Source organism: Kitasatospora sp. RG8, from assembly GCF_017813315.1.
GTDB lineage: Bacteria > Actinomycetota > Actinomycetes > Streptomycetales > Streptomycetaceae > Kitasatospora.
Window position 1 is genome coordinate 180,142 of sequence record NZ_JAGIYX010000011.1, and the last position, 24,080, is coordinate 204,221.

Below are 24,080 nucleotides of genomic sequence, written 5' to 3' on the forward strand. Positions count from 1 at the left end.
AGGACCTCCCCGCCATGGCGGACCCCAGCCCCGTCCGGGGCGCCGTCGTCGAGGCCGACAAGATCAGCAAGCGCTTCGGCGCCACCGTCGCCCTCAGCGACGCCCGCATCTCCGTCGCACCGGGCGAATCGCACGCCCTGGTCGGCCGCAACGGCGCGGGCAAGTCCACACTCGTCTCGATCCTCACCGGCCTGCAGAACCCCGACACCGGCACCCTGCGCTTCAACGGCGAACCCGCCCCGGCCCCCGGTGACACCGACGCCTGGCGCACCCGGGTCGCCTGCGTCTACCAACGCTCCACGATCATCCCCGCGTTGACCGTCGCCGAGAACCTCTTTCTGGACCGCCAGAGCAGCGGCGCGTTCCGTCCCATCAGCTGGAAGCAGCTGCGCGGCCGCGCCACCGAGCTCCTCGCCGATTACGGGGTCGACGTCGACCCGACCGCGCGCGCCGAGGACCTCACCGTCGAGCAACGGCAGTTCGTCGAGATCGCCCGCGCGCTGTCCTTCGGCGCCCGCTTCATCATCCTCGACGAGCCCACCGCCAAACTCGACGCCCGCGGCATCGACAAGCTCTTCGACAAGCTGCGCTCACTGCAGGAACAGGGCGTCGCCTTCCTCTTCATATCCCACCACCTGCAGGAGGTCTACGACCTCTGCACCACCGTCACCGTCTACCGCGACGCCCGGCACATCATCACCGCACCCGTCACCGAACTCGACCAGCACGCCCTGGTGGAAGCGATGACCGGCGAGAGCACCCGGGACGCCGAACCCGCCTGGTCACCGGCCGGCCGCACACGCCCGGACGGCGACCTGCTCTTGGAGGTCGCCGGGCTGAGCCTGGACGGCGCCTACCACGACCTCTCCCTGACCGCACGTCCCGGTGAAGTCGTGGGCCTGGCCGGATCAGCCGCCAGCGGCAACGTCCGGCTCGGCGAAACCATCGCCGGCCTGCACCGCCCCCGGTCCGGCACGATCACCGTCAAAGGCCGCCCGGTGCGCACCGGCCACGTTCCCGCCGCCCTCGCGGCCGGCATCGGCTTCGTCCCTGAGGACCGCCACATCCAGGGCCTCATCCCCCAGCGCAGCGTCGCCGAGAACGCCACCCTGACCGTCACCGACCAGCTCGGCCCCTTCGGCACGGTCCTGCCCTCCCGCACCCGCGCCTTCGCCGAGCGGATGATCGACGACCTCGACATCAAGACACCCGGCCCCTCCGCCCCGGTGGCCGCACTGTCCGGCGGCAACCAGCAGAAGGTCGTCATCGCCCGCGCGCTGGCCACCGACCCGCAGGTCCTGGTCGCCATCCGGCCCACCAACGGCGTGGACATCAAGTCCAAGGAATCCCTGCTCGGCACCGTCCGCGAAGTCGCCGACGCCGGCAGGAGTGCCCTGATCGTGTCCGACGAACTCGACGACCTGCGGGTCTGCGACCGCGTCCTGGCCATGTCGCACGGCCGTGTCGTCGCCGAGTTCGCCCACGGCTGGAGCGACGAACAACTGGTCGCAGCCATGGAGGGCATAGCCGGACCGACCGACCCGAAGGAACAGCATGTCTCCGACCACTGAGATCGGCGCGAACCCGGCCACCACCGCGCCCGCCGCACCGGCCGGCCGGCGCTTCGACCTGGCCCGCTACCGCGACCTGTCGCTGGTCCCGGTCCTGCTCGTCCTGGGCGTCATCGGCTTCGCCGTCTCACCCGCCTTCCTCACCTCCGACAACCTCCTCGGCGTCGGCCAGCAGGCCACCGAACTCAGCCTGCTGGTCCTGGCCGAGGCGCTGATCCTCATCGTCGGCCGGATGGACCTCTCCCTCGAATCCACCATCGGCGTCGCCCCCGTCATCGCCGTCTGGCTGGTCCTGCCCGACCACGGCGCCCGCTTCAACGGCCTCGGACTCTTCCCCTCCTGGACGGCCATCCCGCTCTGTCTCGTGGTCGGCGCGCTGATCGGCGCGATCAACGGGTTCCTGATCCTCAAGCTGCGCCTCAACGGCTTCATCGTCACCCTCGGCGCCCTCACCCTGCTCCGCGGCCTCCAGGTCGCCATCTCCCAGGGCCAGTCCATCGTCACCCTGCCCGACTCCTTCACCTACCTCGGCCGCACCAGCTGGCTCGGCATCCCCGCCGCGATCTGGATCTGCGCCCTCCTCTTCCTCGCCGGAGGCAGCGCCCTCGCCTGGCTGCGCCACGGCCGCGCCCTCTACGCGATCGGCGGCAACGCCGAGGCCGCCCGCGCCGCCGGCATCCGGGTCGACCGGATCACCTTGACCGTGCTGATCCTCGGCGGCCTGCTCGCCGCCTTCGCCGGCATCCTCTACACCGGCCACTACGGCTCCATCTCCGCCGACCAGGGCAACGGCTGGATCTTCCAGGTCTTCGCCGCCACCGTCATCGGAGGCGTCAGCCTCAACGGCGGCCGCGGCACCCTCTTCGGCGCCCTCACCGGCGTGCTGACCCTCCAACTCGTGGTCAACGTCATGACCCTCGCAGGCGTACCGCCCCTGTGGAACCAGTTCCTCAACGGCGCGATCATCATCGTCGCGCTGATCATCTCCCGCTTCGCCTCCGGCGAGAAGCAGGAGTGACGGGCCCCATGGCCTGAGAGCCGCCGGAGCGGCGCCACCAGCCCGGCGGCAACCGGGCGCGCCGCTCCGGCCTCCCCGTCCCGCCTCCTCGACCGACCACCACTCCCTTGTCCGCACGCAGGAGGCGCACACCCATGGCGGTGACCGACCAGGCCATCGAGAAGATCAAGGAGATGATCGTCTCGGGCGCCCTGCCGCCCGGCGCGAGACTCCCCAACGAGGCCGAACTGGCCGACCAGCTCGGGCTGTCCCGCAACTCCCTGCGCGAGGCCGTCCGCGCACTCACCGCGATGCGGATCCTCATCCCCAGACAGGGCGACGGCACCTACGTCTCCGGCCTCGAACCCCACCTCCTCCTGGAATCGCTCGCCTTCGCCGCCGACGTCTCCCAGGGCCACACCGCCGGCCAACTCCTCCAGATACGAAGGCTGCTGGAACCCCAGGCCACCGCCCTCGCGGCCGACCTGCTCACCGACGAGAACCTGGGAACGCTGCGGGCCGTCCTCGACCGGAGCGCCGCGGCGGCCGACATCGAGGAGTTCGTCGAGCTGGACATCGCCTTCCACCGCACGATCGCCGACGCCGTGGGCAACCCCGTGCTCTCCACCCTGCTCGGCATCCTCTCCACCCACACCCAGCGGCTGCGCATCGTCCGCGGCATCCGGCACGCGCCCGCCCGCGAACAGGCCCACCGGGAACACGAGGCCATCTGGCGAGCCCTGGTCAACCGCGATGCCGTCCTCGCCGCCAGCGCCAGCACCGTGCACATCGCCGCCGTCGAGGACTGGCTGGCCGCCGGCACCGGCTCCCCGGGACTCGGCACCCTCGCCTGACGGCGACCTGCCGAGTCCCGCACATCCGTTCCCCTCCCTCTCAGTACGCACCAACCCCACCACCCAGAACGGTCTGACACATGAAGAGCCGAACCCTCCGGACCACCTGCATGGGCTGCATCGCCGTGTTGCTCGCCGGCAGCCTCACCGCCTGCGGGGACTCCGATGACCCCGGCAACTCCCGCCAACAGATCGGCATCGACATCCCCCGTGCCGACTCCGACTTCTGGAAGGCGTACGCGAAGTACATCCAGCAGGAGATCAACGACCAGCAGCTGAGCGTCCTGCCCCCGACCCATTCGGACGGCGACGAGGCGACGTTCACCGCCAACGTCCGCTCAATGGCCGCCCGGCATCCCAAGTCCATCGTCATGGCTCCGCAGAACACCATGACCACCGACACGACCCTCTCCGAGTTGTTCCGCGCCAACATCCACGCGATCAGCGTGGACACCGAACCGGAGCACGGCACCGTCTACATGGTGGTCCGCACCGACAACCGCTCGTACGGCTCCAAGGCCTGCGAGTTCCTCGGCAAGCAACTCGGCGGCAAGGGCAAGGTGGCCGAGCTCCAGGGCGCACTGACCTCCATCAACGGATACGAACGCTCCGAGGGGTTCGCCGCCTGCATGAAGCGCAATTTCCCCGGTATCCAGGTGATCGCGCTGCCCACCGACTGGAAGGGCGACGTCGCCTCCGCCAAGCTCCAGTCCACCCTGGCCGCCAACCCGGACCTGAACGGCATCTACATGCAGGCCGGTGGCGTCTTCCTGCAGCCCACCCTCGCCCTGCTCCGGCAGAAGGGGCTGCTCAAGCCCGCCGGGCAGAGCGGCCACATCGCCATCGTCTCCAACGACGGCATCCCCGCCGAGCTCGACGCGATCCGCAAGGGCGAGATCGACGCGACCGTCTCCCAGCCCGCCGACCTCTACGCCAAGTACGCCCTGTACTACGCCAAGGCCGCCGCCGAGGGCAAGTCCTTCCAGACCGGGCCCACCGACCACGGGTCGACCATCGTCTCCCTGCCCAACGGCCTGGAGGACCAGCTCCCCGCACCCCTGGTCACCAAGGACAACGTGGACGACAAGTCCCTCTGGGCCAACCACGTTACGGGCTGACCGAGGCGGGCTCCGGAGCCAGGCCGGCAGCCACCGCGAGAAGGGGACGACGGGACGCCGGCCCGTACATCACCACCGGACCGGCGGCCCCGCCTCACCGGACGACGGTGCGGCGCCGGTGGTGACGTCCCACGGTCCGAGTACACCCACCCGCACGTCCACGTCCCCCCAGGACGCGTTCCTCGTCGGTCCGGGCCGCGAAGGACCACGCCGACCTCAGTCCGGTGCGACTGTTGGTCCGGCAGTCCTGGCAGGGGCGGAGAGGTCATCGAGCGCATCGACCGCCGACCGCACGCGGTCGATGCGCCGGGAAGGCGTTCACGGAGGCATGCTGCTCCCCGTCCTGGCGATCGGTTGACGGCTCGGAGCTCAACTGCCCCCGCCGCAGCCGCCCCCGCAGCCACTGTGGCCCCCGTCGTAGTCGCCGCCGCTTCCGCCGGTGTCGCCGCCGTCTCCGCCCCTGTAGCGGGACTTCCGGTCGGCGCCGTCCCGGAGCACGGCCCAGGCGACGAGCCTGATGCCGATCAAGATGGTCCCCACGATGATGACGAGGCCCTGAAAACTCATCTGCCTGTTCCCCCTGGTAGCGCTGGGACAAGGTGCGGCGTGGTGTCCGACCGACTCGCCTCCGTGCACCGGCCGGTGACGACGGTTCGCGGGAGGCGGGATCAGCCGCACCAGATGTCCACTCGTCGGCGGCGGTACTTCACTGCGTTCGCAGGGAACGACGGTGACACTTGGTCAGCCGGTTCCCCCGGGGCCGGCGGTGGCGGTGGCGTTCCTGACCCTGACACCGGGCGACGGTCCGACCTTTCGCTGTTGTCGGCGCCGGTAGCCTCCCGGGCACCACCTGGGCCGCCCCGGCCGCGACCGGTGTCACGGGCGCGGCGGATCCGGGCGTCGCAGCCCTCCACCGCCGACGCCTCACGGCCGCCTTTCACGGCGGCCAGACTTGGCCCCTGTCCCCAGCCCGGGGCTTCGGCGAAACCCCTTCCGGTGCGTCACGGTGCAGAACCGTGCTGCAGGCGTCCGGGCTTCGCCGGCTGTGTGAGATATCCCTCTCGCGTCGTCGTGGCGCCGGTGGCCTGGGGAGGTTGACCATGGAGTCATGACCTCCTCGCCCCGCCCGCCGCACGTTGATGGTCGACCGGATCCGACAGCCGGGACTGCCGCGCCCGGCGGAGACTCCGCTCCCGCTCGCGGGTACCTGCTGGACAACGCGCGCGCCGAGGCGGGCGAGCGGTTCGTCTGGCTGGCCGAGCTGTTCGACGGTGTGACGCGCGGGCACTTCGATCGACTGGGGGTCAAGGCCGGCTCGCGCTGCTGGGAAGTGGGGGCCGGTGGCCCCGGTATCCCGGAGGCGCTCGCGGCGGCCGTCGGTCCGACCGGGCACGTGCTGGCCACGGACATCGACCCGTCGTGGCTGAAGACCGGCGACGGGTACGAGGTGCGCCGGCACGACGTCGTCACCGACCCGCCCCCGGAGCCGGGGACGTTCGATCTGGTGCACGCCCGGCTCGTGCTGGTCCACGTACCCGACCGGGCTCGGGCGTTGGCCACGATGGCGGCAGCGCTGCGGCCCGGCGGCTGGCTGCTGATCGAGGACGCCGACACCGCTCTGCAGCCACTGGCATGCCTGGACGACAGCGGTCCTGCGCAGCGGCGGGCCAACCGGCTGCGTGACGCGGTCCGGGAGCTCATGCTGCGCCGCGGCGCGGACCTGCGCTACGGCCGGACACTGCCGCGGGCACTGCGGGAGGCCGGCTTGGTGGACGTCGCAGCGAGGGGTACCTTCCCGGTCGGCGGGCCGGCCTGCGACCGGCTGGAGGCGGCGACCATCCGGCACGTGCGCGGCGAGCTGCTCGCGGCCGGCCTGGCCGACGACGCCGAGATCGATGCGCATCTGGCCGCCATCGACGAGGGCGCACTCGACCTGACACTCGCGCCCCTGATTTCGGCCTGGGGACGCCGTCCGGTCGAGCACCCGCCGGCACTCGGGTAGGCGTGGACCCAGGCGTTGTCCGACCTGCCCACCGTGCTGTTCGTCGAGGAAGGCATGGTCACCGTGAGCTGCCAGCCGGCCGGTCGGCGCCGGTCCTGGGGTGCGAACTCGGATGCCCGATCGTGTGATTGGCCCTTCTCGCCCATCGGACTCCGGTCCGTCGAGGCAATCACCGCAGGGTCTCGGGACCTTCTCCGGCGACCGGCGCGAATCCCGGCTGCTGCCTGGATTTCCGTGGACTGCCGGGCCCACGCCTTGCGGACGACGTCGCGGACGCCTTCGCGAGTTGGGCCCGCACCTCACAGGCGGTGACCACCACCCTCAACGGCTGCCGAGTTGACGGCACCTCCACGCCGGACAGCGGCTCGGTCCGCGCACGAGCAGCCCGACCGGCGGCCGGTGTACTCCAGCGACGTGCCCGACGCGGAGAGGGAGAACACCCTCGCCGCGCTCCCGACGCCGCCGTGGCTGGAGGGTCGTGGCGGCCGTCCGGCCAGGTACTGCGAGCGCCAGCTCATCGACGCGGTCCGCCACGTCGACGACAGCGACTGCAAGTGGCGCCGGCCCCCGGCCGACCTCCCACCCCGGTCCGCCGTCTACGCCTACTTCCAGCGCACCACCGAGAACGGCGCCGTGGCCGAGTACCACGACCGGCTCAGGAGTCGTCCTGGCCTGCGGATTCCGCGTCGGTGACGCGCCATTCGCCGCTCTCATGGGTCAGGTGGACGGTCATCGGTGCCTTGGTCTTGCCGTGGAAGGTCGCCTTGTTGACGGCCGTCACGCGGGCGGTATTGTTGCTGGGCAGGTCCGACGACGTGACCCTCCACGCCTTGGCAAAGGCGATCTCGTCGTCCGTCGCGGGGTGGGCCTGCGCGGCCACCAGCGCCTCCTTCCTGCGTTCCTCGCTTCGGCAGTCGCCGATGCCGCTCTCGCCGCGCGCAGTCAGCGCGCACATGGTCTCGACGTCGTCGCTGAAGGCGGCCCGGAGCCAGTCGGCGGCAGTCTGCTCGGCCTGTTGCTTCAGCGTATCCTCAGGGCCGTCCTGGGTGACCAGCAGCGTCGTCCCGGTAGCGACGACCGCCACCGCCACAACCGCTGCGGCCCACAGGGCCCCGCCCCTCTTCGTGACCCGGGTGTTGTGCTGGTCCCGGCCGACCGCCACTCCCCGTCCGCTGGCGGTGACGGGCGAACCGACCGGGACGAAGCTTCCTTGACCGGATGCCACCACGTGTACGTTCTGGTCCACCTCCCGGACCGCCTCGCCCAGCACCCCGGCGAAGCCCGGATCCTGGGCGAGAACCTCCCGCAGGGCGGCCGCGAGGTCCGAGCGCCGCTGCTCGTCCGCAGGAGCGGCCTGCAACGCCGGCACCGCATAGGACGCGGCCGGTTCGATGCCGAGCCGCCCCATTACCAGCTGCGCGACCGCGCTCCCCACCACAGAACCGGCCTGTGTCGCGGCGCCCGTGGCCGAAGCCACCAGAAAGTCCCCCGTGACGGCCGCAGACCTCTCCGCCAAATGGACAAGATCCACTGAATCCCCCTCAGCTTGTTGTCAACGCGAAGTATCCGGTTCACCAACTCCCCGCACAAGAACGCAGTTGGGCCTCCTCGACGCCTGGAAAGGCAGCACAGCCGGCGCCGTTCCTCACCCACGACCCCGCAGTGGCCGGGGACTACGCGGGCGCGGTGCGCCAGCTCCGGTACCTCACCAACGAGGTCGCCGTACCGGCTGCTCGACCTGGTCCTGCCGGTGCGCACGGTCGTCGACCTCAAGGGCCGGATCAGCGAGTTCACCGACCTGATCGCCGAACGCCTCTCCGGCGCGAGACCCGGCGGTGCTGGCGTGCCGGCCTGCCGACGCACCATTCCCGATCCCGCGACCCCCGGAAGCATGAGGGTTCCGCGAACGCATTCCGCCGGACTTCGGCCTTCATCGCCATGGCCACCACTGCTTTCGCGTCGATTCCCGTGCCTCGTGGCCGGGTCAAGGATTACGCGAACGGTCCTCCTGCATGCGTCAAACCCCCGTACGGGCGACAGATTCCTCGGGCGGTGACTCTGTTGACAATTGATCTCCAGCGAACACACTGAAGCCGTGATCCACACTGAACCCGCGATTCGCTTCCGCTTCGGGCTGACCCCGCTGGACAAGGTGCGGCCGTGGGGTGCCGAGCGCCCCGTACTGCATTGGTTCGGCTTGACCGACGGCTGGTACTGCATCGACCTCGACGGCCATGAGGTGCTGCGTTACTCCGAGCACACGGTTCGGGAACTCCGGAGCGACAGTGACGGCGGACAGCCGTGCCCGTATGTGGACTACTACGTGGTCCGCCTGTGGGAGGACGTGATCGAGCTCGTGTCAAAGGCGATGGAGCCGGTGCCACCGGACCTGCTGGACATCGCGGCCGACAATTCGCCGGACTGGGGCTGGGATTGGGAGGACGCACCGGAGGAAGCCGACGCCGCATTGGCCTGGCACAGCGCCGGTTTCCTGAACACCAGCTATCTGCGAGTCGCCCCGTACGTCCGGTGCTGGCGCAGCATCATCGGTCAGGAAGACACCGTCACTCTGACGTGGGAGCACGAGGTGGACCCGGAGGGCGTGATCGAGTTCGTCGGGCCGCAGAGAGGTCGGGTGACCATGCCGACGCAGGAGTTCCTCGCGGCGGTGACCGAACTCGACCGGGCGCTGTTGGCCGCGATGGAGCAGCGCATCAGCGAGTTGGAGGAGGCAACTCCAGTACCCGGCGTTGAACTGGATACGGAGCAGTTGCGCCGCGAGCACCGGGACCGGTCAACCTGGCTGCAGCACGCGCGGGATCACGAGCCAGGCACTGACTGGGATGCCGTACGTACCGGCCTGGGCTCGCTCCTCGCCCAGGGGTAGCAGCACAGGACTGAGAGGGAACCCCGGCACCTGATCGAGGCCGATGGTTGAACGGCAAGCTATCCGGCGGGGATGCCGCGGAGGAGGAAGGGGAGGTGGGCGCCGCGGGCGAGGGCGGTGAGGGCCTGGGTGACGCGGCGGTGCTCTCCGGTGGTCATGACGTCGGCGAGGCGGGTGTCGGGGACCCAGTGCAGGCCGAGGACGTGGTGGGGCGGTCGGTGGCGGGTGAGGGTGGTCTCCTGGGCGCGGGTGAGGCGGCCGCCCCAGTAGACGAAGTGAACAGCCTCGGGGAGGAGTTGTTCGTCGGTGTGGTCGGCGGCGAGGAGGGAGCGGAGGGGGAGGACGAGGCCGGTCTGGTTCTCGGTGTGGCGGCGGGCGGCGAGGTGGGGGAGTTCGTTGCGTTCGGCGCTGCCGCCGGGGAGGGTGTGGCCGTTGCAGTGGGTGGATTCGAGGAGGAGGACGGCGCCGTCGGAGTTGAGGACGAGGGCCTGATGGGTGAGCCGGCGGCGGGGTGGGTTGGTGAGGATGCCGGGGAGCGGGTGCAGCAAGTCGGGCTCCAGTGAGGGTGTTTGGGTGTGGGTCGCCCGCCCGGCTCGCGCGGGGCCGCGAGCCGGGCGGAGGTCGGAGGTTCTGCTCGGTCGGATGTGGTCGCTGCCGGCAGGAGGGTGAAGGGGAGGGGAAGGCCGACGATGACGCACGTGGTGAGGGGCAGGCCGAAGATCGGGAGGCGTGGGCCGAGGGGCCCGTTGCGTCAGTGATTACCGGCAGCATGAAGAGAGTTGGGCTCGCGCGACGTCGTGCGCGCGGGGCCTGCCGGGGTGCTGGACGGTGAGGTCTCAGGGGTGGTCGAGCCGCTGGACGTGTTCGGGCATGGTGGTCCACTCGCAGCCGCCGCCGGCGGGCCGGAGGTAGACAAGGCCGGCGAGGGTTTCCATGTAGACGCCCTCGGCGGGCTCCCCGTCGGCGGTCCGGTGAGCGAGATCGCGGACGATCTCGCCGACCTTGGGCGTGGAGATGGGCATGCGGGGGCAGCTGGACATGGTGGCTCCAGGGGGTAGCGGTGTGGAGTGAGGCCGTTACGACCTGTGTTCATGGTGACGTGGGTGGGGCTACCATCGGAAGCATTTCAACTCTCTAGTTCACGCGACTTTAAGTTGGAACGATCATGAACCGTCGGACACTTGATCCAACGTCATCTCCGCTCGCGGCTTTTGCCGTTCAGCTTCGCGTCACGGGAGGACAAGGAGTTGACCCAAGTCCAATTTGGCGCGCTGGTCCGGTACTCCAGCGTCTACATCTCCAATGTGGAGACGGCAAAGCAGGCCCCCAGCTTAAAGTTTGTTCAGCGGGCCGAAGAGGTCTTGGCTGCCGGCGGATCGCTTGAGCTGCTCTGGTGGAGCTGGAAGAACGGGGCGCTGATCCCAGGCTTTCCCGAGTACACCGCCAAAGAGCGCGAAGCCATCGGTGTGCGGCTGTTCGAGACTGGCATGGTGCCCGGCATCTTGCAGCACCATGACTACTCCGCTGCCTACGAGGCCGCCATCGTGCGGAGAGGTGAAGCCACCCGGGTGCAAGCTGATGAGCGGTTGAATCTCTTGTCCGCGCGTCAGAGGTTGCTTGACCGGACGCCGGCCATCCATGCCGTCGTGGACGAGGGAGTGCTGCTGCGTCCGATCGGCGGCTCAACTGTCATGGTGAAACAGCTCTCTCACCTTGAGTTCCTGTCCTGTCGGCCGAACATCGTCATTCAGGTGGCCCCGTACTCCCTTGCCGAGGATCGCCCGTTGTCACATCCGGTGACGCTCCTCACCCTGCCCAATCGGACGATGGTCGGATACACGGAGACGCTCCAGCGGGGCTACCTGGAGCAGGACGCCGACACGGTCGCCGGATGGGCTGGAAAGTACGATCGGCTCCAGGTGGACGCGCTTTCCAGGGCGGACAGCCTGGCCATGATCCGTGCGGTACGGAAGGAACTTGAACGCCATGCACGTTGACCTGTTGGGCGCCAAGTGGCGCAAGAGCTCCTACAGCAACGGAGGGGGCGGGTGCATTGAGGTTGCGGATGGATTCAGCGGAGCTGTCCCCGTCCGTGACTCCAAGGATCCCGAGGGCCCGGCGCTGGTCTTCCCCGCCGGTGCCTGGCAGGCGTTCGTCACCGCGGTCCGGGCCGGGGAGTTCGGCTCGCTCTGACCGGCCAGTCATCGCGAGGGCCCCCGACCGCCGTCGCGGTCGGGGGCCCCTTCGCGTGGCTACCCGTGCGCGCCGGCGCCCCACGGCTCGGGTACGCCCACCCGCACGTCCAGGTCCCACAGGACGCACTCCTCACCGGGGCACGCCGCGAACGACCAGGCCACCTCGGCCCGGTGCAACTGTTCGTCAGCCGCTCGCCGACAGCCCGACCGGCTCGGGGCCGGCTTGTCGACGGCCCCTGCCCTGGAGGGGTTGTCCATGTGGGCGACGGTCTGCACTTCACCGTGCAGGCCGTCGCCAACGGCATCAAAGCACCACTCGATGACCCGTCGGAGGCCCGGCCTTCATCGCCCGGGACACGTGACTACCCGGTGACGGAGACCGTGCGGGCCCGTCAAGGTGCGGCCTCGGCATCGCCGTCCTCGATCAGGGGCGAGGTGATGGCTGCCCGAATCAGCTGGTCCAACTCCTGCCGTTCAGCGGGGCCGAGCGTGCGGTGTTCGGTGGCCTCGACGTCGGCGATCGTCCCCCGGATGAGCTGGCTCACCTCTTGGGCCCTGCGCAGCTCCTGGTCCTCGCCCTCATTGAGCGAACCACCCCAGACATCGCCGATGAGCGGGACGAAGTCCCAAAAGTCGATGCCGCTCTCCCGTTTCTGCCGCTCGCGCTCGACCTGTTCCGCCTGTTCGCGGACGACCTCGCCGGCGTGCGCGGTCCTGGCGGTGAGGGTCTCGATCGCTGCCACCCCGAGGCCGATCGCGGCCAGCCGGTCAGCAGGGAAGGCTGTGACGATACGTCCGGTCTGATCGAGGACGATTCTCAGCACCCGCTCACCCCGTGTCCCGATCTCGGTGGTGAAGACCTTCTGGACGAGGTAGCGGAACTTGCCAGGGGTCGGTGTCGTCTGACGGATGAGCTTGATCGCCCCCTCCTCGATGACCTGCTCCGCTGGTGCCGTCGCATGACGAGCAGCGACCTCGGTGGCCTCGCGCAGGGTGCTCTCGATCAGCGTGCGGATCGTCCGCGGGTTGCGGAAGACCGAGTGGATGGCTCGCCCCGCGATGTTCCTCGCGTGCCTGGCGATGTGTTTCGAAACCGTGGCGACCGTCCGTCGGGCGAGTCTGCGCCCGGCGAACATGAGGACCTTCTCGAACAGTGACGGCATCAGTGTGCGCGGGCGTCGATCGGCCGCCCTCGGCGAGACGACGCCACCGTCGCACACCGATTTCGCCCATCGATCGGCTACGTCCTCGGCACCGGTGTCGAGCGCCGCCGGCACGGTTGATGCCGCGACCGGATCGGCCTGGCCCCCTCCCTGCTGCACGACGTGGCCGAGCTCGTGGGCCAGCAGCAGGCGCCCGGACCTGGTCGCCGGGTCGTACCGGTTGGCCGCGAAGACGATGTCGCGGCCGACGGTGTATGCGGCCGCACCGAGACCGGCCGCGGATTCGGCCGCCGTCGCGTCGGTGTGCACCCGCACTCGGCTGAAGTCGTGGCCCAGCGCCCGCCCCATGTCCTGCCGCACCCCGCCGTCAAGCGGACGACCAGGTGATTGCAGCGCGTCTGCGACCGAACCCACCGGCAGGTGCTCGCCGGGACCCCGGGACCGGGCGTCTGCCTCTGTCCGCAACCACCTTTCCAGCGCCGTCTCGGTGACGGGTGCCCGGGACGTTGCGCGCACGGGGACGCGGCTGAAGTCGACCTGGGGTCCGGGAGCGAGCACGGGCGCCGCCGTCCGGGCGCCCTGGGGCGGCGCCGGGGCCGGCGAACCGGCCCGTACACGGGCCGCCGGCCGGTTGAGGTGGGCCGATCCGGACCGGGCCACAGTTCCTCCTAGCGCAACGAATGCCGTTCTCCTCACACGCTAGGCAGGCGGCTTGGCAAGGGTGCCGCTTCCGCGGTGCCGTTCACCCGTTTGGCCCGGACGCCGACCACGGACTCGGACCCGGCCTGGGCGTAAACCTTGGCATCGACGGCTACGGGTCAGGAGTCCGGCCAGCACCGGGGCGCCGGTTCACCGCTGGTTGCCTTCCTGGTCGTCCGGTGCGATGCGACAACGGTGGCGCAGAGCCACGCCGGGACAACCGCAGTTCGGCTGCACTGCGGACCGCGGCCCACGAGGGCACTCGGGCGGCCGCGTCGTGGTTGCACCAACGCTTCGCCCACCATCTGATGGGGGACACCTACGGGTTTCAACGAGCACACCTGGAGCGGCCTTGCGTTACGTGGAACGCTTGCCGGGGGGATTGCAGAAGGCTCTGACGGCGGGGAGGTGGCTGCCGATCATCGGGGCGGGGATCAGCGCTACGGCGGTCACCGACGACCAGCGTCGGCCGCCGGGTTGGAAGCAACTGGGGAAGCAGCTGGGCGAGGACCTGCTCGGGCCCGACGACGCCGGGCCCATCGATGCGCTGAGCGCCTATGCCGACACCTTCGGCCGTCCGCGGCTGGTCGAGCGGCTGTCCGAGCTGCTGCTCGTCCGGGACCTCGCTCCCGGAGCGGTGCACCAGTCCTTCGCCAAGCTACCCTTCGACCGCGTGGTCACCACCAACATCGACTTTCTGCTTGAGCGTGCCTATGAGGACCAGCGCCGACCGTACGAACCGCTCCTCGGGGAGTCCCAGCTGGCCTTGCAGCCGAGCCGTCAGGCCACGCGCCTGCTGAAGTTCCACGGCGATCTCCGCCACCCCGATCAACTGGTGGTGACCGAGGACGACTACGACGGCTTCCTACGCCGCAGCCCACTGCTGGCGACCGCCCTCTCCTGGTGGCTGCTCACCCGTGAACCCGTCTTCTTCGGCTACAGCCTCGACGACGCCGATCTGCGTGAGATCCTCGCACTTCTCCGTGAACGCCTGGGACGCATGACCCGCCCAGCCTGGGCCATCCTGCCCGCAGACCCTCACGACGAGGCCGCCAGATTCCAGCGGCGCGGCATCAAGGCCATCGTGCTCGACCCCGACCCCACGGCAGACCGTGCCGTCGTGCTGGCTGAGTTCTTCACCGAACTGCGCACCCTGTGGGAGCAGGAGATCGCGAAGAAGCTGCAGATCCGCACCGATGCCGCCTCCGCCGAGCTGCGCCGACCGGCCGTCGCCCCCCAGTTGGCCCTGTTCGTGGCCAGCCGCCCGCTGCTCGCGCTCTACCGCGAATTCGTCTTCCAGGCCGTGCCCCGACGTACCGGTCTACTACCTCTGGGCATCGACGACATCCGCACGCAGGACCCGGGAATGGACCTCATGGCCATTGACATGGCCCTGTCCAAGGCGGCCGTGGTGGTGTACGACTCGGGCAGCGGCAACTCCCTGTCGCAGAGCTACGTCGCCAGCCGCCGCCCGGTCGATCCCGCAGTCGTCAACGTTCTCCCCGACCTGCCTCAGCCGCATCACCCGGCAGCGGGCCTGGGACCGACCGTCAGCCGCCCGATGGAGATGGGCACATGGGGCGAGGCATTCGTCCCGGCGCTGCTGCAGCGCATCAACGCGGCCCGCCCTTCCGTGTCGCCCCCCGTCCTGCCCGCCGACCTGGACAATCCGAAAGGAGCCACCCGGCACCAGGATCTGCTGCTGACCTGCCTGGCCCTGTTGGAGGGGGAGCTGCGCCGGTCCCTGACCGACGATGAGGCACCAGGCGGAGGCCCGCGGGGGAATGTGCCCACGGTCATCCCCCTCAACGCCGACGGCGGCCGCATGAAACGGCTGCGGGATTTCTTCGGCGTCGACTTCGAGGCAGTGATCCATGCCGTCCGCATCCGCCATGACCTTGTACAGAACCTCCGCGTCGACGAGAAGGAGATCGAATTGGCCGCCATCGCGCTGCGTGCGGTGGTGCAGAAACGGTCCCACCTGCTGACTTGACCCAGCAGGCCGGGTGGCCTGCTGACCGGCGCCCGGGAGGTCGCGGACCTGTTGCGTGGTGCCGTTGGCTGCCCACCCGGGCGGCGGCGTGTCAACGTCTCGCGAAAACTGGCCCCGTGCGGGTCTCGGATAGTTGACCCCAGTTGGTTGTGAGGGAACCTGATACCGGTGTGACGCGGCGGCCCGCGCTGTGGAAATCTCGGGGAATGCCTGAACTGGGGGAACCTGTCGACCGTCCGGTCCGACTGCTGGACTTCTGGGTAACGCCCGAGAATCAGACGCTGCCGAACCCCGCTGATCTCGTCGATCCCGGATGGGAGGAGTCGGAACGGTATTGGGTCGCTGACTACCTCAACCACGGGCTGGTCGCAGGCTCCTGGATGGGGGCATCGAGGTGCAGGCTGTGCTCGTGCTCCAACGGCTCCCGCGATCTCACCGACGGCTACTACCTCTGGCCGGAAGGGCTGGGTCACTACGTCCTCGACCATGACGTGAGGCTGCCCGCCGAGTTCCTCGATCACATCGAGTAGCGACTCGAAGCCCTGGAAGAGCTTGAGCGGGACTCCTCCTGGTGACGGCAGAACTCCGAGTTCGTGACCGCGGTCCGGGCCGGGGAGTTCAGCTCGCTCTGACCGGCCAGTCATCGCGAGGGGCCCCCGACCGCCATCGCGGCCGGGGGCCCCTTCGTGTGGCTACCGCTACCCGTGCGCGCTGGCGCCCCACGGCTCGGGTACGCCCACCCGCACGTCCAGGTCCCACAAGACGCACTCCTCACCGGGCAGGGCCACGAACGACCACGCCACCTCGGTCCGGTGCAACTGGTCGTGCATCGACCCCGCCTGCTTCGCGCTCCCGGGCAGCTCGCCGCCCTGGGGGTGGTGGTGCAGGAACCGGCCGTAGGCGGCCTCGCAGAAGGCCGCGTAGCGCTCGGTGCACAGGATCAGCCCGTGCCACGTCTCGTCCACGGCGAACGACGGCATGCCGATGATCTGCCGGTCCAGCATCGCGGCTCCGCAGCACCGCAGCCACTGCCGCAGCCCGGTCTCGACCAGCTCCCGCGGCTTGAACGGGCACGTCTTGTAGACGGCGTCGGGGAGTTCGAGCGCGTCGACCGCCGCTTGTACGCGGTCGATGCGTCGTGCGAACTGTCGCGCGAGCACGTTGTCTCCCTCCTGAATCCGCGGACTTGAGCGCTCAGCTGCCGCCCCCGCAACCCCCGCCGCAGCCTCCGCCGCATCCGCCCCCGCCTCCACAGCCTCCGTGGCCACCGCCGCCGCAACCTCCGCCGCCGGCGCCTCCGTCCCCGCTTCCGCTGCTGTTCCCGCCCCCGCTCTTGTAGCGCGACTGCCTGCTCGCGTCGTCCCTGCCCACGATCCAGCCGACGATTTTGAAGCCGACCACGACGATTCCAACGATGACGACGAAGCCGATGAAGTTGTTGAGACTCATCCGAGTGCTCCCCCCGTTTCGTGCCGCGCGAGGTGCGCCGTAAAGTGTGGCCGATCGGCCTCCGCGAGCCGCACGCGACGAGTTCGCGGGATGCGGGATCAGCCGCGCCAGGACGTCCCCACGTCGGCGGCGTACTTCATTGTGCTCGCAGGGACTGACACTGAAACGCCGTCAGGCGGTTCCTACAGCTGGGTCCGCGCGGTCGGTAGCTGGCCGTTCTGCGCCTGCCGGGCCCGCTCGGCGAACATCCGGGTGACGGCCAGGACGGTCGCGACGTCGTCGTCACCGGCGGGGGAGGAGCTCCTGAACTCCTGCACGGTCAGCTCAAGGGAGCCCACGCGCACCAGCGTGATGACGCTACCCGGGACCTGGTTCAGCGAGAAGCCCCTGGTCCCGACACGCTGGTCACCGATTCCGGGCATGTCCAGCTGGATGTTGGGGGCCTTTCCGAACCCGTGGGCCTCGAAGTCCTCCTTCGCCTCGGCGGTGCTGCTGTGGGAGCTGACCGCGAACGAGAGCGAAGCCGGCCCGGTGTACCTGACCCCGGCCACGCACCCGGGGCAGCTCGGATTGACTGTTGCGACGCCGTTGCGGCCAGGTCGATTCCGTCGCTCATCGTTCCCCCCGGATGTCGGCTCGCCGTCCACAGTGACCGCGGATCCGCCGACGGGCGAGACCTTTGAAGGGACGGAGACAGAACTGCAACCCGTCTCCCGCCTTCCGGCAACAGTGATGTGACGAATAGTCAGAAGCAGTGCGGTGCGGCGCCGGGCCCTGCCTCCTCACCCCACTCCGAACGTCCGGCGCAGGGCGTCCACCAGGCGGTCCGGGGTGGGCGGGTGGAAGCGGCCGGTGAGGTAGCCGTCGGGGCGGACGAGGAAGGCCTCGCCGGGGCGGGCCGCGTACGCCGCGGCGAACCCGCTGGCGCCGTCCCGCACGGACGGCAGGCGCCACTGCGGCGCCGGCGCGTCCGGGGCGAGCACCGCGTACACGTCCAGCAGTCCATGGGCGGCGGACAGCGCGGCCACCGCGCAGGTGGTCACGTGCTCCTCGGCGGTTCCGGAGCCGAGGTGGAACAGGAGCGTGTGGCGCGGGCCGCGCAGCAGGTCGAAGAGGCGGACGGGGTAGTTCGCGAGCTCCCGTTCCAGGCCCCGGCAGTCCGGCGCCCGCTCGCCCGGGCCGGGCCCGTGCGGCCCGGGCCCGTCCGGCGCACCGGCGGCCGGCTCGACCAGCGGACTGTCCGGATACCCCACCAGCAGCTGGGCCTCGCGCCGCAGCACGGCGTCGAGGTCGCCGGCGTCGGTGGGGACGCCTTCCCGCGCGTGCCGCACCGTCCGGCCGACGACCTCCTCGCCGACCGGACGCCGCTCGGCGTCGTAACTGTCGAGCAGCCCGGCCGTGCCGGTGCCCCGCACCGCGAGCGCCAGCTTCCAGGCCAGGTTGAAGGCGTCCTGGATACCCGTGTTCATGCCCTGCGCCCCGGTCGGCGGGTGGATGTGGGCGGCGTCCCCGGCGAGGAAGAGCCGGCCCGCGCGGTAGCTGTTCACCAGGCGGTGGCTGATCCGGAAGGTGGACGACCAGCGCAGCGCCGAGGCGTGCACCGGCTGCCGGGGCGACAACCGGTCGAGTACGGCCTGGATGTGCCGCAGCTCGGGTGCCCGGCCACCCTCCAACCCGTGTGCGACACCGTCCCCGGAGCCGCCGTTCCCGGAGCCGGCTGCCGCCGGGCCGCCGCCGTTCCCGGAGCCGGCTGCCGCCGGGCCGCCGTCGGTGGAGAGCTCGTCCGGCACCATCATGGACATCCGGTACCGCCCCCGCCCCGGGAGCGGGATGCAGACCAGCGCGTCGTCCACCCGGCCCTCGGCGTCGTGGTGCATCGCCCGGACGCCGTACCCGTCCGGGAGGTCCCAGTCGACCTCGACGTCGCCGAGCATGTACTGCTCGGGGAAGGCGTCGCCCTCGAACCGCAGGCCGGCCGCCTTCCGGACCAGGCTGTGCGCGCCGTCGCAGCCGATCACGTACCGTGCGCGCACCTCCTGCGGTCCGGACGCGGTGCCGAGCACCGCCCGGACGCCGTCCGCGTCCTGCTGGACGGAGAGCAGTTCGGTGCCGCGCTCCACCCGGGTGCCGTACCCGGCGAGGTGGTCGGTGAGCAGGCGTTCCGTCGTGTACTGCGGCAGCGCGGCGAAGCCGTAGGGGATGTCGGTCGGCAGGACCAGGTCGATCCGCGGTCCGGGCCGTCCGTCGGCGAAGAGGAGCTGGCCGCGCATCGGGACGGCCCCGTCGAGCGCCGCGCCCACCAGGCCCATCAGGTCCCACAGCTCCATCGTGCGCGGCTGCACCCCGACGGCCTTGGCGAAGTGCTGCGGAGCGGCCAGCCTGTCCACGATCCGGCAGTCGACCCCGTGGCGGCGCAGCTCGGCGGCCGCGGTCAGGCCCACCGGGCCCGCGCCCACGACCAGTACGTCGATCTCGTCCATGGCTGTACTCCTCGACGGTGGCCGACCGCTTCCCGGACATGCCGGCCGCCCGCCCCTGCCCGTGCCCGCGGTGCGCGACGGCCTCCCTCCAGGCTGCGCCCGACCGGCTCGGGGCCGCCACCTCTTGGCCGCCACCCCTCGGGGCCGCCGCCCGTGCTGCCCGGCCCGCCTGCGGGGTCCCGCCGTCGCACCGGGAATCCCCGTGCGTACGGGCGGTGGTCGCGCGGCCCGGGCCCAGGAGGCGGTACGCCCTCACCCGATGGGTGCGACTCGGACGATCCGGCACCCGTCGTGCACCGCGTGGGCGGGGCCGCGTGCCACCTTGGCGCTGCTGTCCGGCCGGGTCCGTCGACCTGCCGGCAGCCCGCACCCTCCTCCGCCACCGCCCCCACCGTCCCCACCGGAGCCGTCCCATGCGCCGACGCAGGAGCCTGCTACCGCTCGCAGCCACTCTCCTGGCCCTCACGGTCACCACGACCTGGACCGCCTCGGCAGACCACGTGCCGGGCAACGCCTCGGCCGATCACGTGCCGGGCGCCGGCCTTGACGTCCAACAGGGCGTCGTCCGCAGCGGGGACACCCCGATCGGGGCGGCCGAGGTGACGCTGTACCGGGCGGGTGACCGTCCGGGCGCGCCGGCGGAGGCCCTGGCCAGGGGCCGGACCGACGGTGCGGGCCGCTTCCGCCTCGGCTACCACCGGCCGGCCGACCCCCGGACGGTGCTGTACCTGTTCGCCGAACGCGGCCGTGGTGGCCCGGTCGGACTGGCCGCCGTGCTCGGCTCCGCGCGCGAGCACGCGGGTGTGGCGGCGGTCAACGCCGCCCGGGTCGACGAGGTGGTGGTCAACGAGCGGACGACGGTGGCGGCGGCCTACGCGCTGGCCCGGTTCGCCGGCCCGGAGGGCATCTCCGGCGGCTACCCGGGGCTGCAGAACGCCGCCGCGATCTCGCACAACCTCGCCGACGTCGCCGACGGGGGCGTCGCCCGGGTGCTCGCGACCGCGCCCAACGGGGCGGAGACCTCCACGCTGCCCGCCTTCAACACGCTGGCCGACATCCTGGCCGGCTGCGTGGACGGACAGACCTGCGCGGAGCTGTTCCGGCTGGCCGGGCAGCCCGGGCAGCCGGAGCCGGCCAACACCTTCGAGGCCGCCGTCGCGATCGCCCACGGGCCCGGCGAGCACGTCGGCGAGCTGTTCGCCCTGGCCGCGGTGCGGCCGCTCTACCGGCCGGCGCTGCCCGCCGCCCCCGACGCCTGGACACTGGCGCTGCGGTACACCGGCAACGGTCACGAGATCAACGGGCCCGGCAACATCGCCTTCGACGCGGACGGCAACGCCTGGGTCACCAACAACTACCAGTACGCCGAGGACCCCCGGACCTCCGTCTGCGGAGGCCGGAGCGTGCTGCGGCTCTCGCCGACCGGCGAGGACGTGCCGGGCGCGCCCTACCGGGGCGGCGGCCTCTACGGCGCGGGCTACGGCATCACGCTCGATCCGAAGGGGGACGTCTGGGTCGGCAACTTCGGCTTCCAGGGCTCCGGGTGCCCGCTCGACCCGAGCGGGCTGTACCGCAGCGTCTCGCAGTTCGGCCCGGATGGCGCGGCCAAGTCCCCTGCGGAGGGCTGGCGTTCGGGTGGCATCGTCCAGCCCCAGGGCACGGTCTCGGACCGGGACGGCAACATCTGGATCGCCGACTGCGGCGGCCGGAGCGTCACCGTCCTGCCGCACGGCGACCCGCAGGCCGCGCGCCGGATCGCGCCGCCGGACGGCGCCCTGGTCAAGCCCTTCGACCTCGCCGTCGACGGGAACGGCCAGGTGTGGGTCACGGGCAACGGCAGCGACAGCGTCCTGCAGCTGTCACCGGAGGGCGAGCCGGTCCGCACCGTCACCGGCGGCGGCATCAGGAACCCGCTGGGCGTCGCCACCGACAGCGGGGGCAACGCCTGGGTGGCCAACAGCGGTGTCGTCCCGCTCCCGTGCGAGGACGGCACCTCGACCGGCCTGGCCGACGCCGTCCGGGACGTGACGCAGCGGGTACCGGGTGCCTCGGTGACCGTGGTCGGCCCGGACGGGACCACCCTGGGCCAGCCGTTCGTCAACGACGGGCTCTTCCTGCCGTGGGGCATCGCCGTCGACGGTGACGACACCGTCTGGGTCGCCAACTTCGGCGGCCTCCGGGTCGCCAGGCTCTGCGGCACCCGGCTCTCCGCCTGCCCGCCCGGGTACCGGACGGGGCAGGCGATCTCGCCGCCCGACACCGGCTACACCTTCGACGGCCTGTCCCGGAACACCGCCGTGCAGATCGACCCCTCGGGCAACGTCTGGCTCGCCAACAACTGGCAGACCGTCCCGCTGCAGACCAACCCGGGCGGCCGGGAACTGGTCGTGTTCATCGGCCTCGCCGCCCCGGTCTGCGCCCCGCTGATCGGCCCGCCGCAGCAGCCGTGACGCCGCGACGGTCGTCCTGCGACGGCTGTCGTTCGACGGGCCTCCGTGAGACGGGGCTCCGTGCGACCGGCCTCCCCGCGCCGGTCGTCCTGCGACGGCCCTCCCCGCGCCGGGCCCCGCGACGGCCCTCCCCTCGCCGCCCCCCGCCACGGGCGGCCCGGCGAGGGCCGCGCTGACCGCCCACCTGGGTGACCGTCGGCGTGTTGGCCGCAGTGTTCGGCGTGCCAGCCACGGCCGGTCGCCGGGGCGCTGACAGTCTGACCGTCGATCAGGTGGCGGCGGGGCCTGCGCACCGCCACCGCGAGCGTGCTGAGGAGCCGCCGATGACGACCCGGTTGTCCGTTCTCCGTTTGACGGCCGTGGTGGCGGCCGTGGTGATGGCCGTGCTCGTCGGGTTCTCCGGGTGCTCCAGTTCGGACTCCGGCAAGGGCGGGAACGGTCCGCGGGCGACCTCCTCACCGCCCGCCGACGAGACGGCCGCCAACGGCCCGCTGGTCGGGACCCCGTCCCTCGTCGCCGGCGAGCAGTCGTGCGCCGCCGCCGAGGGCAACGCCCCGTGGTTCCCGACCATCGCCGCCTTCGAGGTGCACGACTCGAACCGGACGCACCTCTACGCGTGCGCGCACTTCCTGGGCGCACAGCCGAACAACCAGGTGTTCGCCCACAGTTCGGACCAGGTCTACGTCACGCCGTACAACATCGTGGACCGCGGTCCGAACGAGCTCTACGTCTACGGCGGCGGCTACGGCGACGATCCGGCGGCGTCCGGCTCGTTCGTCTCGCGGGTGGAGCCCGGCACCTTCAACGAGGTCTGGCGGCGGGTGCTCATCAACACCAACGCGACCGACGAGTGGAACTACCCCGGCGTCCTGAACACCCTCGCGGACGGCAGTCTGGTGGTGATCTACGGCTACCACATCGCCAGGATCGACCCCGCGAACGGGAACGTCCTGGCGCAGACCACGTTGCCCACGGGGCAGTCGGCGCCGCGCGACACCGCGTACAACGGCTACGACGCGCTGCCCGACGGCACGATCGTGGCCAAGACCGTGAACCGCCAGCCGGGCTGCACCGAGCAGGGGTTCAGCGCCTTCCTCGACTGCCCCGACCCGACGGCCGTGCCGCCCTCCATCCTGGTGGCGATCGACCCGAGGAGCCTCCAGGTGCTCTCCCAGGTGACGCTGCCCGAGATGATGGGCGGCCGGATCACCACAACCGTCTTCAACGGCACCGGGCAGATCTACCTCCCGGGAGCCACCAAGCTCTACCGGTACTCCTACCCGAACGGCGCGTTCGCCCCCGACCCGACCTGGGGGCCGGTGCCCTACCTCCAGAGCGGGCAGACGGCGGCGTCCGCGATGGCCGTCATCAACGACTACGTGGTCGCGATGACCAACGGCGGGAAGCCGACCCCGACCCCGATGAGCGTCGTCGCGGTGTCCCAGGCCGACTCGACCAAGGTGGCGACGGTCCAGCCGTTCGCCAACAGCGGCGCCAAGCAGAGCTTCATCCCGTCGATGGTCTCGGTGGACCCGGAGAACAACCGCGTCTACGCGATGGACGCGGGGGCGGGCAAGCTCGCCGGGATCGACCTGGCAGGTGCCACCGCGGTGAGCTTCGGCGCCGCCGGGAACGCCACCGCGTTCTCCTGCACCGCCACCGGCTGCACCGCCACCGCACCCGCGGCCTCCGCCGCCGGCGCCGTCGACGTCCGGGTCACCACCCCGGGCGGGACCAGCGCGACGAGCCCCGCCGACCGCTTCACCTACGCCGCACCGACCGCGGACCTCGCCGTCTCGCTCGGCGCCACCCCGGTGGGCGGGCTGCTCTTCGGCCGGGTCGACTACACGCTCACCCTCACCAACCAGGGCCCCGGCAGGGTGGACTCGGCCACCGTCAGCGCCGACCTGCCCGGCGGGTTCACCGCCTCCTCCACCGACTGCACCGTCGCGGCCGGCAAGCTGACCTGCACCCTCGCCACGCCGCTCGCCGCCGGGGCCACCACGACCCGCCACCTCTCGTTGCAGGTCGGCCTGCTCAACCTCGGCCGGACCTTCACCGTCACCGCCGCGCGCACCGCGAGTGCGCCCGTCGACCCGGTGCCGGCCAACGACCGCGCGTCCCGCACCTGCTCCGCCACCCTCGCGTTGCTGATCAGCTGCAGCTGAGCCCTGCGCGCCCCCTGCGCGCCCCCGCCCGGTGCGCCCCTGCCCCGTCCGGCG

At 71.1% G+C, this 24,080-nt stretch carries 21 protein-coding genes; 13 read left to right on the plus strand and 8 right to left on the minus strand.

The annotated features are described in order from the left end of the window. Positions 1-14: 14 nt before the first annotated feature. From J5Y04_RS18895 to J5Y04_RS18910, 4 genes are all read left to right on the plus strand, one after another. Entirely contained in the window at positions 15-1,571 is a 1,557-nt protein-coding gene (locus J5Y04_RS18895) for a sugar ABC transporter ATP-binding protein (RefSeq protein WP_209413218.1), read from the plus strand. Then, on the plus strand, positions 1,555-2,589 hold the full coding sequence (locus tag J5Y04_RS18900; protein ID WP_209413219.1) for an ABC transporter permease: 1,035 nt from the start codon (positions 1,555-1,557) through the stop codon (positions 2,587-2,589). Before J5Y04_RS18895 ends, J5Y04_RS18900 begins: the two co-directional genes overlap by 17 nt. Positions 2,590-2,723: 134 nt before the next feature. Further along, a complete protein-coding gene (locus J5Y04_RS18905) occupies positions 2,724-3,422 on the plus strand; it encodes a FadR/GntR family transcriptional regulator (RefSeq protein WP_209413220.1) in 699 nt (232 codons plus the stop codon). A gap of 80 nt (positions 3,423-3,502) precedes the next feature. After that, entirely contained in the window at positions 3,503-4,540 is a 1,038-nt protein-coding gene (locus J5Y04_RS18910; RefSeq protein WP_209413221.1) for a sugar ABC transporter substrate-binding protein, read from the plus strand. A 369-nt stretch (positions 4,541-4,909) separates the two neighbouring features. Here J5Y04_RS18910 and J5Y04_RS18915 read toward each other — a convergent pair whose 3' ends face one another. After that, on the minus strand, positions 4,910-5,107 hold the full coding sequence (locus J5Y04_RS18915) for a hypothetical protein (RefSeq protein ID WP_209413222.1): 198 nt from the start codon (positions 5,105-5,107) through the stop codon (positions 4,910-4,912). Positions 5,108-5,648: 541 nt separating this feature from the next. Between J5Y04_RS18915 and J5Y04_RS18920 the strand changes: the two genes are divergently transcribed. Next, positions 5,649-6,542 carry a methyltransferase domain-containing protein gene (locus J5Y04_RS18920; RefSeq protein WP_209413223.1) on the plus strand — a complete coding sequence of 298 codons (894 nt, stop codon included), beginning with the start codon at positions 5,649-5,651 and terminating at the stop codon, positions 6,540-6,542. A 414-nt stretch (positions 6,543-6,956) separates the two neighbouring features. Further along, entirely contained in the window at positions 6,957-7,235 is a 279-nt protein-coding gene (locus J5Y04_RS18925; RefSeq protein WP_209413224.1) for a transposase, read from the plus strand. Here the strand turns inward: J5Y04_RS18925 and J5Y04_RS18930 are convergent. Further along, positions 7,198-8,073 (minus strand): hypothetical protein, encoded by an 876-nt coding sequence (locus J5Y04_RS18930; protein WP_209413225.1) that lies wholly within the window; start codon positions 8,071-8,073, stop codon positions 7,198-7,200. The genes J5Y04_RS18925 and J5Y04_RS18930 overlap by 38 nt on opposite strands. Before the next feature lie 564 nt (positions 8,074-8,637). On the opposite strand from J5Y04_RS18930, the gene J5Y04_RS18935 reads away from it, so the two are divergent. Next, positions 8,638-9,429: a DUF5984 family protein gene (locus tag J5Y04_RS18935; protein WP_307853190.1), complete on the plus strand. Its 792-nt coding sequence runs from the start codon at positions 8,638-8,640 to the stop codon at positions 9,427-9,429. Positions 9,430-9,488: 59 nt separating this feature from the next. On the opposite strand, the gene J5Y04_RS18940 is transcribed toward J5Y04_RS18935, so the two are convergent. Together J5Y04_RS18940 and J5Y04_RS18945 are read right to left on the minus strand one after the other, a co-directional pair. After that, positions 9,489-9,977, minus strand: a complete 489-nt coding sequence (locus tag J5Y04_RS18940) for an NUDIX domain-containing protein (protein ID WP_209413226.1) — start codon at positions 9,975-9,977, stop codon at positions 9,489-9,491. A gap of 288 nt (positions 9,978-10,265) precedes the next feature. Then, positions 10,266-10,469, minus strand: a complete 204-nt coding sequence (locus J5Y04_RS18945) for a hypothetical protein (protein ID WP_209413227.1) — start codon at positions 10,467-10,469, stop codon at positions 10,266-10,268. A 141-nt stretch (positions 10,470-10,610) separates the two neighbouring features. Here J5Y04_RS18945 and J5Y04_RS18950 point away from each other — a divergent pair, with 141 nt between their 5' ends. Both J5Y04_RS18950 and J5Y04_RS18955 read left to right on the plus strand, forming a co-directional pair. Further along, the gene (locus J5Y04_RS18950) at positions 10,611-11,426 is read left to right on the plus strand and encodes a helix-turn-helix transcriptional regulator (protein ID WP_209413228.1); all 816 of its coding nucleotides are present in this window, start codon (positions 10,611-10,613) and stop codon (positions 11,424-11,426) included. Continuing rightward, positions 11,416-11,622: a DUF397 domain-containing protein gene (locus J5Y04_RS18955; RefSeq protein WP_209413229.1), complete on the plus strand. Its 207-nt coding sequence runs from the start codon at positions 11,416-11,418 to the stop codon at positions 11,620-11,622. The genes J5Y04_RS18950 and J5Y04_RS18955 overlap by 11 nt, the downstream gene beginning before the upstream one ends. Before the next feature lie 394 nt (positions 11,623-12,016). Here the strand turns inward: J5Y04_RS18955 and J5Y04_RS18960 are convergent, their stop codons facing one another. After that, entirely contained in the window at positions 12,017-13,201 is a 1,185-nt protein-coding gene (locus tag J5Y04_RS18960; protein ID WP_307853191.1) for a DUF4157 domain-containing protein, read from the minus strand. 646 nt (positions 13,202-13,847) lie between these two features. On the opposite strand from J5Y04_RS18960, the gene J5Y04_RS18965 reads away from it, so the two are divergent. Together J5Y04_RS18965 and J5Y04_RS18970 are read left to right on the plus strand one after the other, a co-directional pair. Further along, positions 13,848-15,479, plus strand: a complete 1,632-nt coding sequence (locus J5Y04_RS18965; RefSeq protein ID WP_307853197.1) for an SIR2 family protein — start codon at positions 13,848-13,850, stop codon at positions 15,477-15,479. A 206-nt stretch (positions 15,480-15,685) separates the two neighbouring features. Next, positions 15,686-16,009, plus strand: a complete 324-nt coding sequence (locus tag J5Y04_RS18970; protein ID WP_209413231.1) for a hypothetical protein — start codon at positions 15,686-15,688, stop codon at positions 16,007-16,009. A gap of 168 nt (positions 16,010-16,177) precedes the next feature. Here the strand turns inward: J5Y04_RS18970 and J5Y04_RS18975 are convergent, their stop codons facing one another. The 3 genes from J5Y04_RS18975 to J5Y04_RS18985 all read right to left on the minus strand — a co-directional run bounded on the left by J5Y04_RS18975 (position 16,178) and on the right by J5Y04_RS18985 (position 19,408). Continuing rightward, positions 16,178-16,639 carry a hypothetical protein gene (locus J5Y04_RS18975; RefSeq protein WP_209413232.1) on the minus strand — a complete coding sequence of 154 codons (462 nt, stop codon included), beginning with the start codon at positions 16,637-16,639 and terminating at the stop codon, positions 16,178-16,180. 471 nt (positions 16,640-17,110) lie between these two features. Continuing rightward, positions 17,111-17,479, minus strand: a complete 369-nt coding sequence (locus J5Y04_RS18980) for a hypothetical protein (protein ID WP_209413233.1) — start codon at positions 17,477-17,479, stop codon at positions 17,111-17,113. Positions 17,480-17,710: 231 nt separating this feature from the next. Further along, positions 17,711-19,408, minus strand: a complete 1,698-nt coding sequence (locus tag J5Y04_RS18985) for an FAD-dependent monooxygenase (RefSeq protein ID WP_209413234.1) — start codon at positions 19,406-19,408, stop codon at positions 17,711-17,713. Between the two features lie 413 nt (positions 19,409-19,821). Here J5Y04_RS18985 and J5Y04_RS18990 point away from each other — a divergent pair, with 413 nt between their 5' ends. Together J5Y04_RS18990 and J5Y04_RS18995 are read left to right on the plus strand one after the other, a co-directional pair. Continuing rightward, the gene (locus tag J5Y04_RS18990) at positions 19,822-21,858 is read left to right on the plus strand and encodes an NHL repeat-containing protein (RefSeq protein WP_209413235.1); all 2,037 of its coding nucleotides are present in this window, start codon (positions 19,822-19,824) and stop codon (positions 21,856-21,858) included. A 323-nt stretch (positions 21,859-22,181) separates the two neighbouring features. Continuing rightward, positions 22,182-24,026, plus strand: coding sequence for a DUF11 domain-containing protein (locus J5Y04_RS18995; protein ID WP_209413236.1), 1,845 nt, complete (start codon positions 22,182-22,184; stop codon positions 24,024-24,026). Positions 24,027-24,080 lie beyond the last annotated feature (54 nt).

Bases quoted from the DNA above. Each gene is read 5' to 3' on its own strand.
- J5Y04_RS18920 (WP_209413223.1), top strand. From the start codon at position 5,649: ATGACCTCCTCGCCCCGCCCGCCGCACGTTGATGGTCGACCGGATCCG.
- J5Y04_RS18910 (WP_209413221.1), top strand. From the start codon at position 3,503: ATGAAGAGCCGAACCCTCCGGACCACCTGCATGGGCTGCATCGCCGTG.
- J5Y04_RS18945 (WP_209413227.1), bottom strand. From the start codon at position 10,469: ATGTCCAGCTGCCCCCGCATGCCCATCTCCACGCCCAAGGTCGGCGAG.
- J5Y04_RS18955 (WP_209413229.1), top strand. From the start codon at position 11,416: ATGCACGTTGACCTGTTGGGCGCCAAGTGGCGCAAGAGCTCCTACAGC.
- J5Y04_RS18985 (WP_209413234.1), bottom strand. From the start codon at position 19,408: ATGGACGAGATCGACGTACTGGTCGTGGGCGCGGGCCCGGTGGGCCTG.
- J5Y04_RS18895 (WP_209413218.1), top strand. From the start codon at position 15: ATGGCGGACCCCAGCCCCGTCCGGGGCGCCGTCGTCGAGGCCGACAAG.
- J5Y04_RS18905 (WP_209413220.1), top strand. From the start codon at position 2,724: ATGGCGGTGACCGACCAGGCCATCGAGAAGATCAAGGAGATGATCGTC.
- J5Y04_RS18915 (WP_209413222.1), bottom strand. From the start codon at position 5,107: ATGAGTTTTCAGGGCCTCGTCATCATCGTGGGGACCATCTTGATCGGC.
- J5Y04_RS18990 (WP_209413235.1), top strand. From the start codon at position 19,822: ATGCGCCGACGCAGGAGCCTGCTACCGCTCGCAGCCACTCTCCTGGCC.
- J5Y04_RS18900 (WP_209413219.1), top strand. From the start codon at position 1,555: ATGTCTCCGACCACTGAGATCGGCGCGAACCCGGCCACCACCGCGCCC.
- J5Y04_RS18995 (WP_209413236.1), top strand. From the start codon at position 22,182: ATGACGACCCGGTTGTCCGTTCTCCGTTTGACGGCCGTGGTGGCGGCC.
- J5Y04_RS18970 (WP_209413231.1), top strand. From the start codon at position 15,686: ATGCCTGAACTGGGGGAACCTGTCGACCGTCCGGTCCGACTGCTGGAC.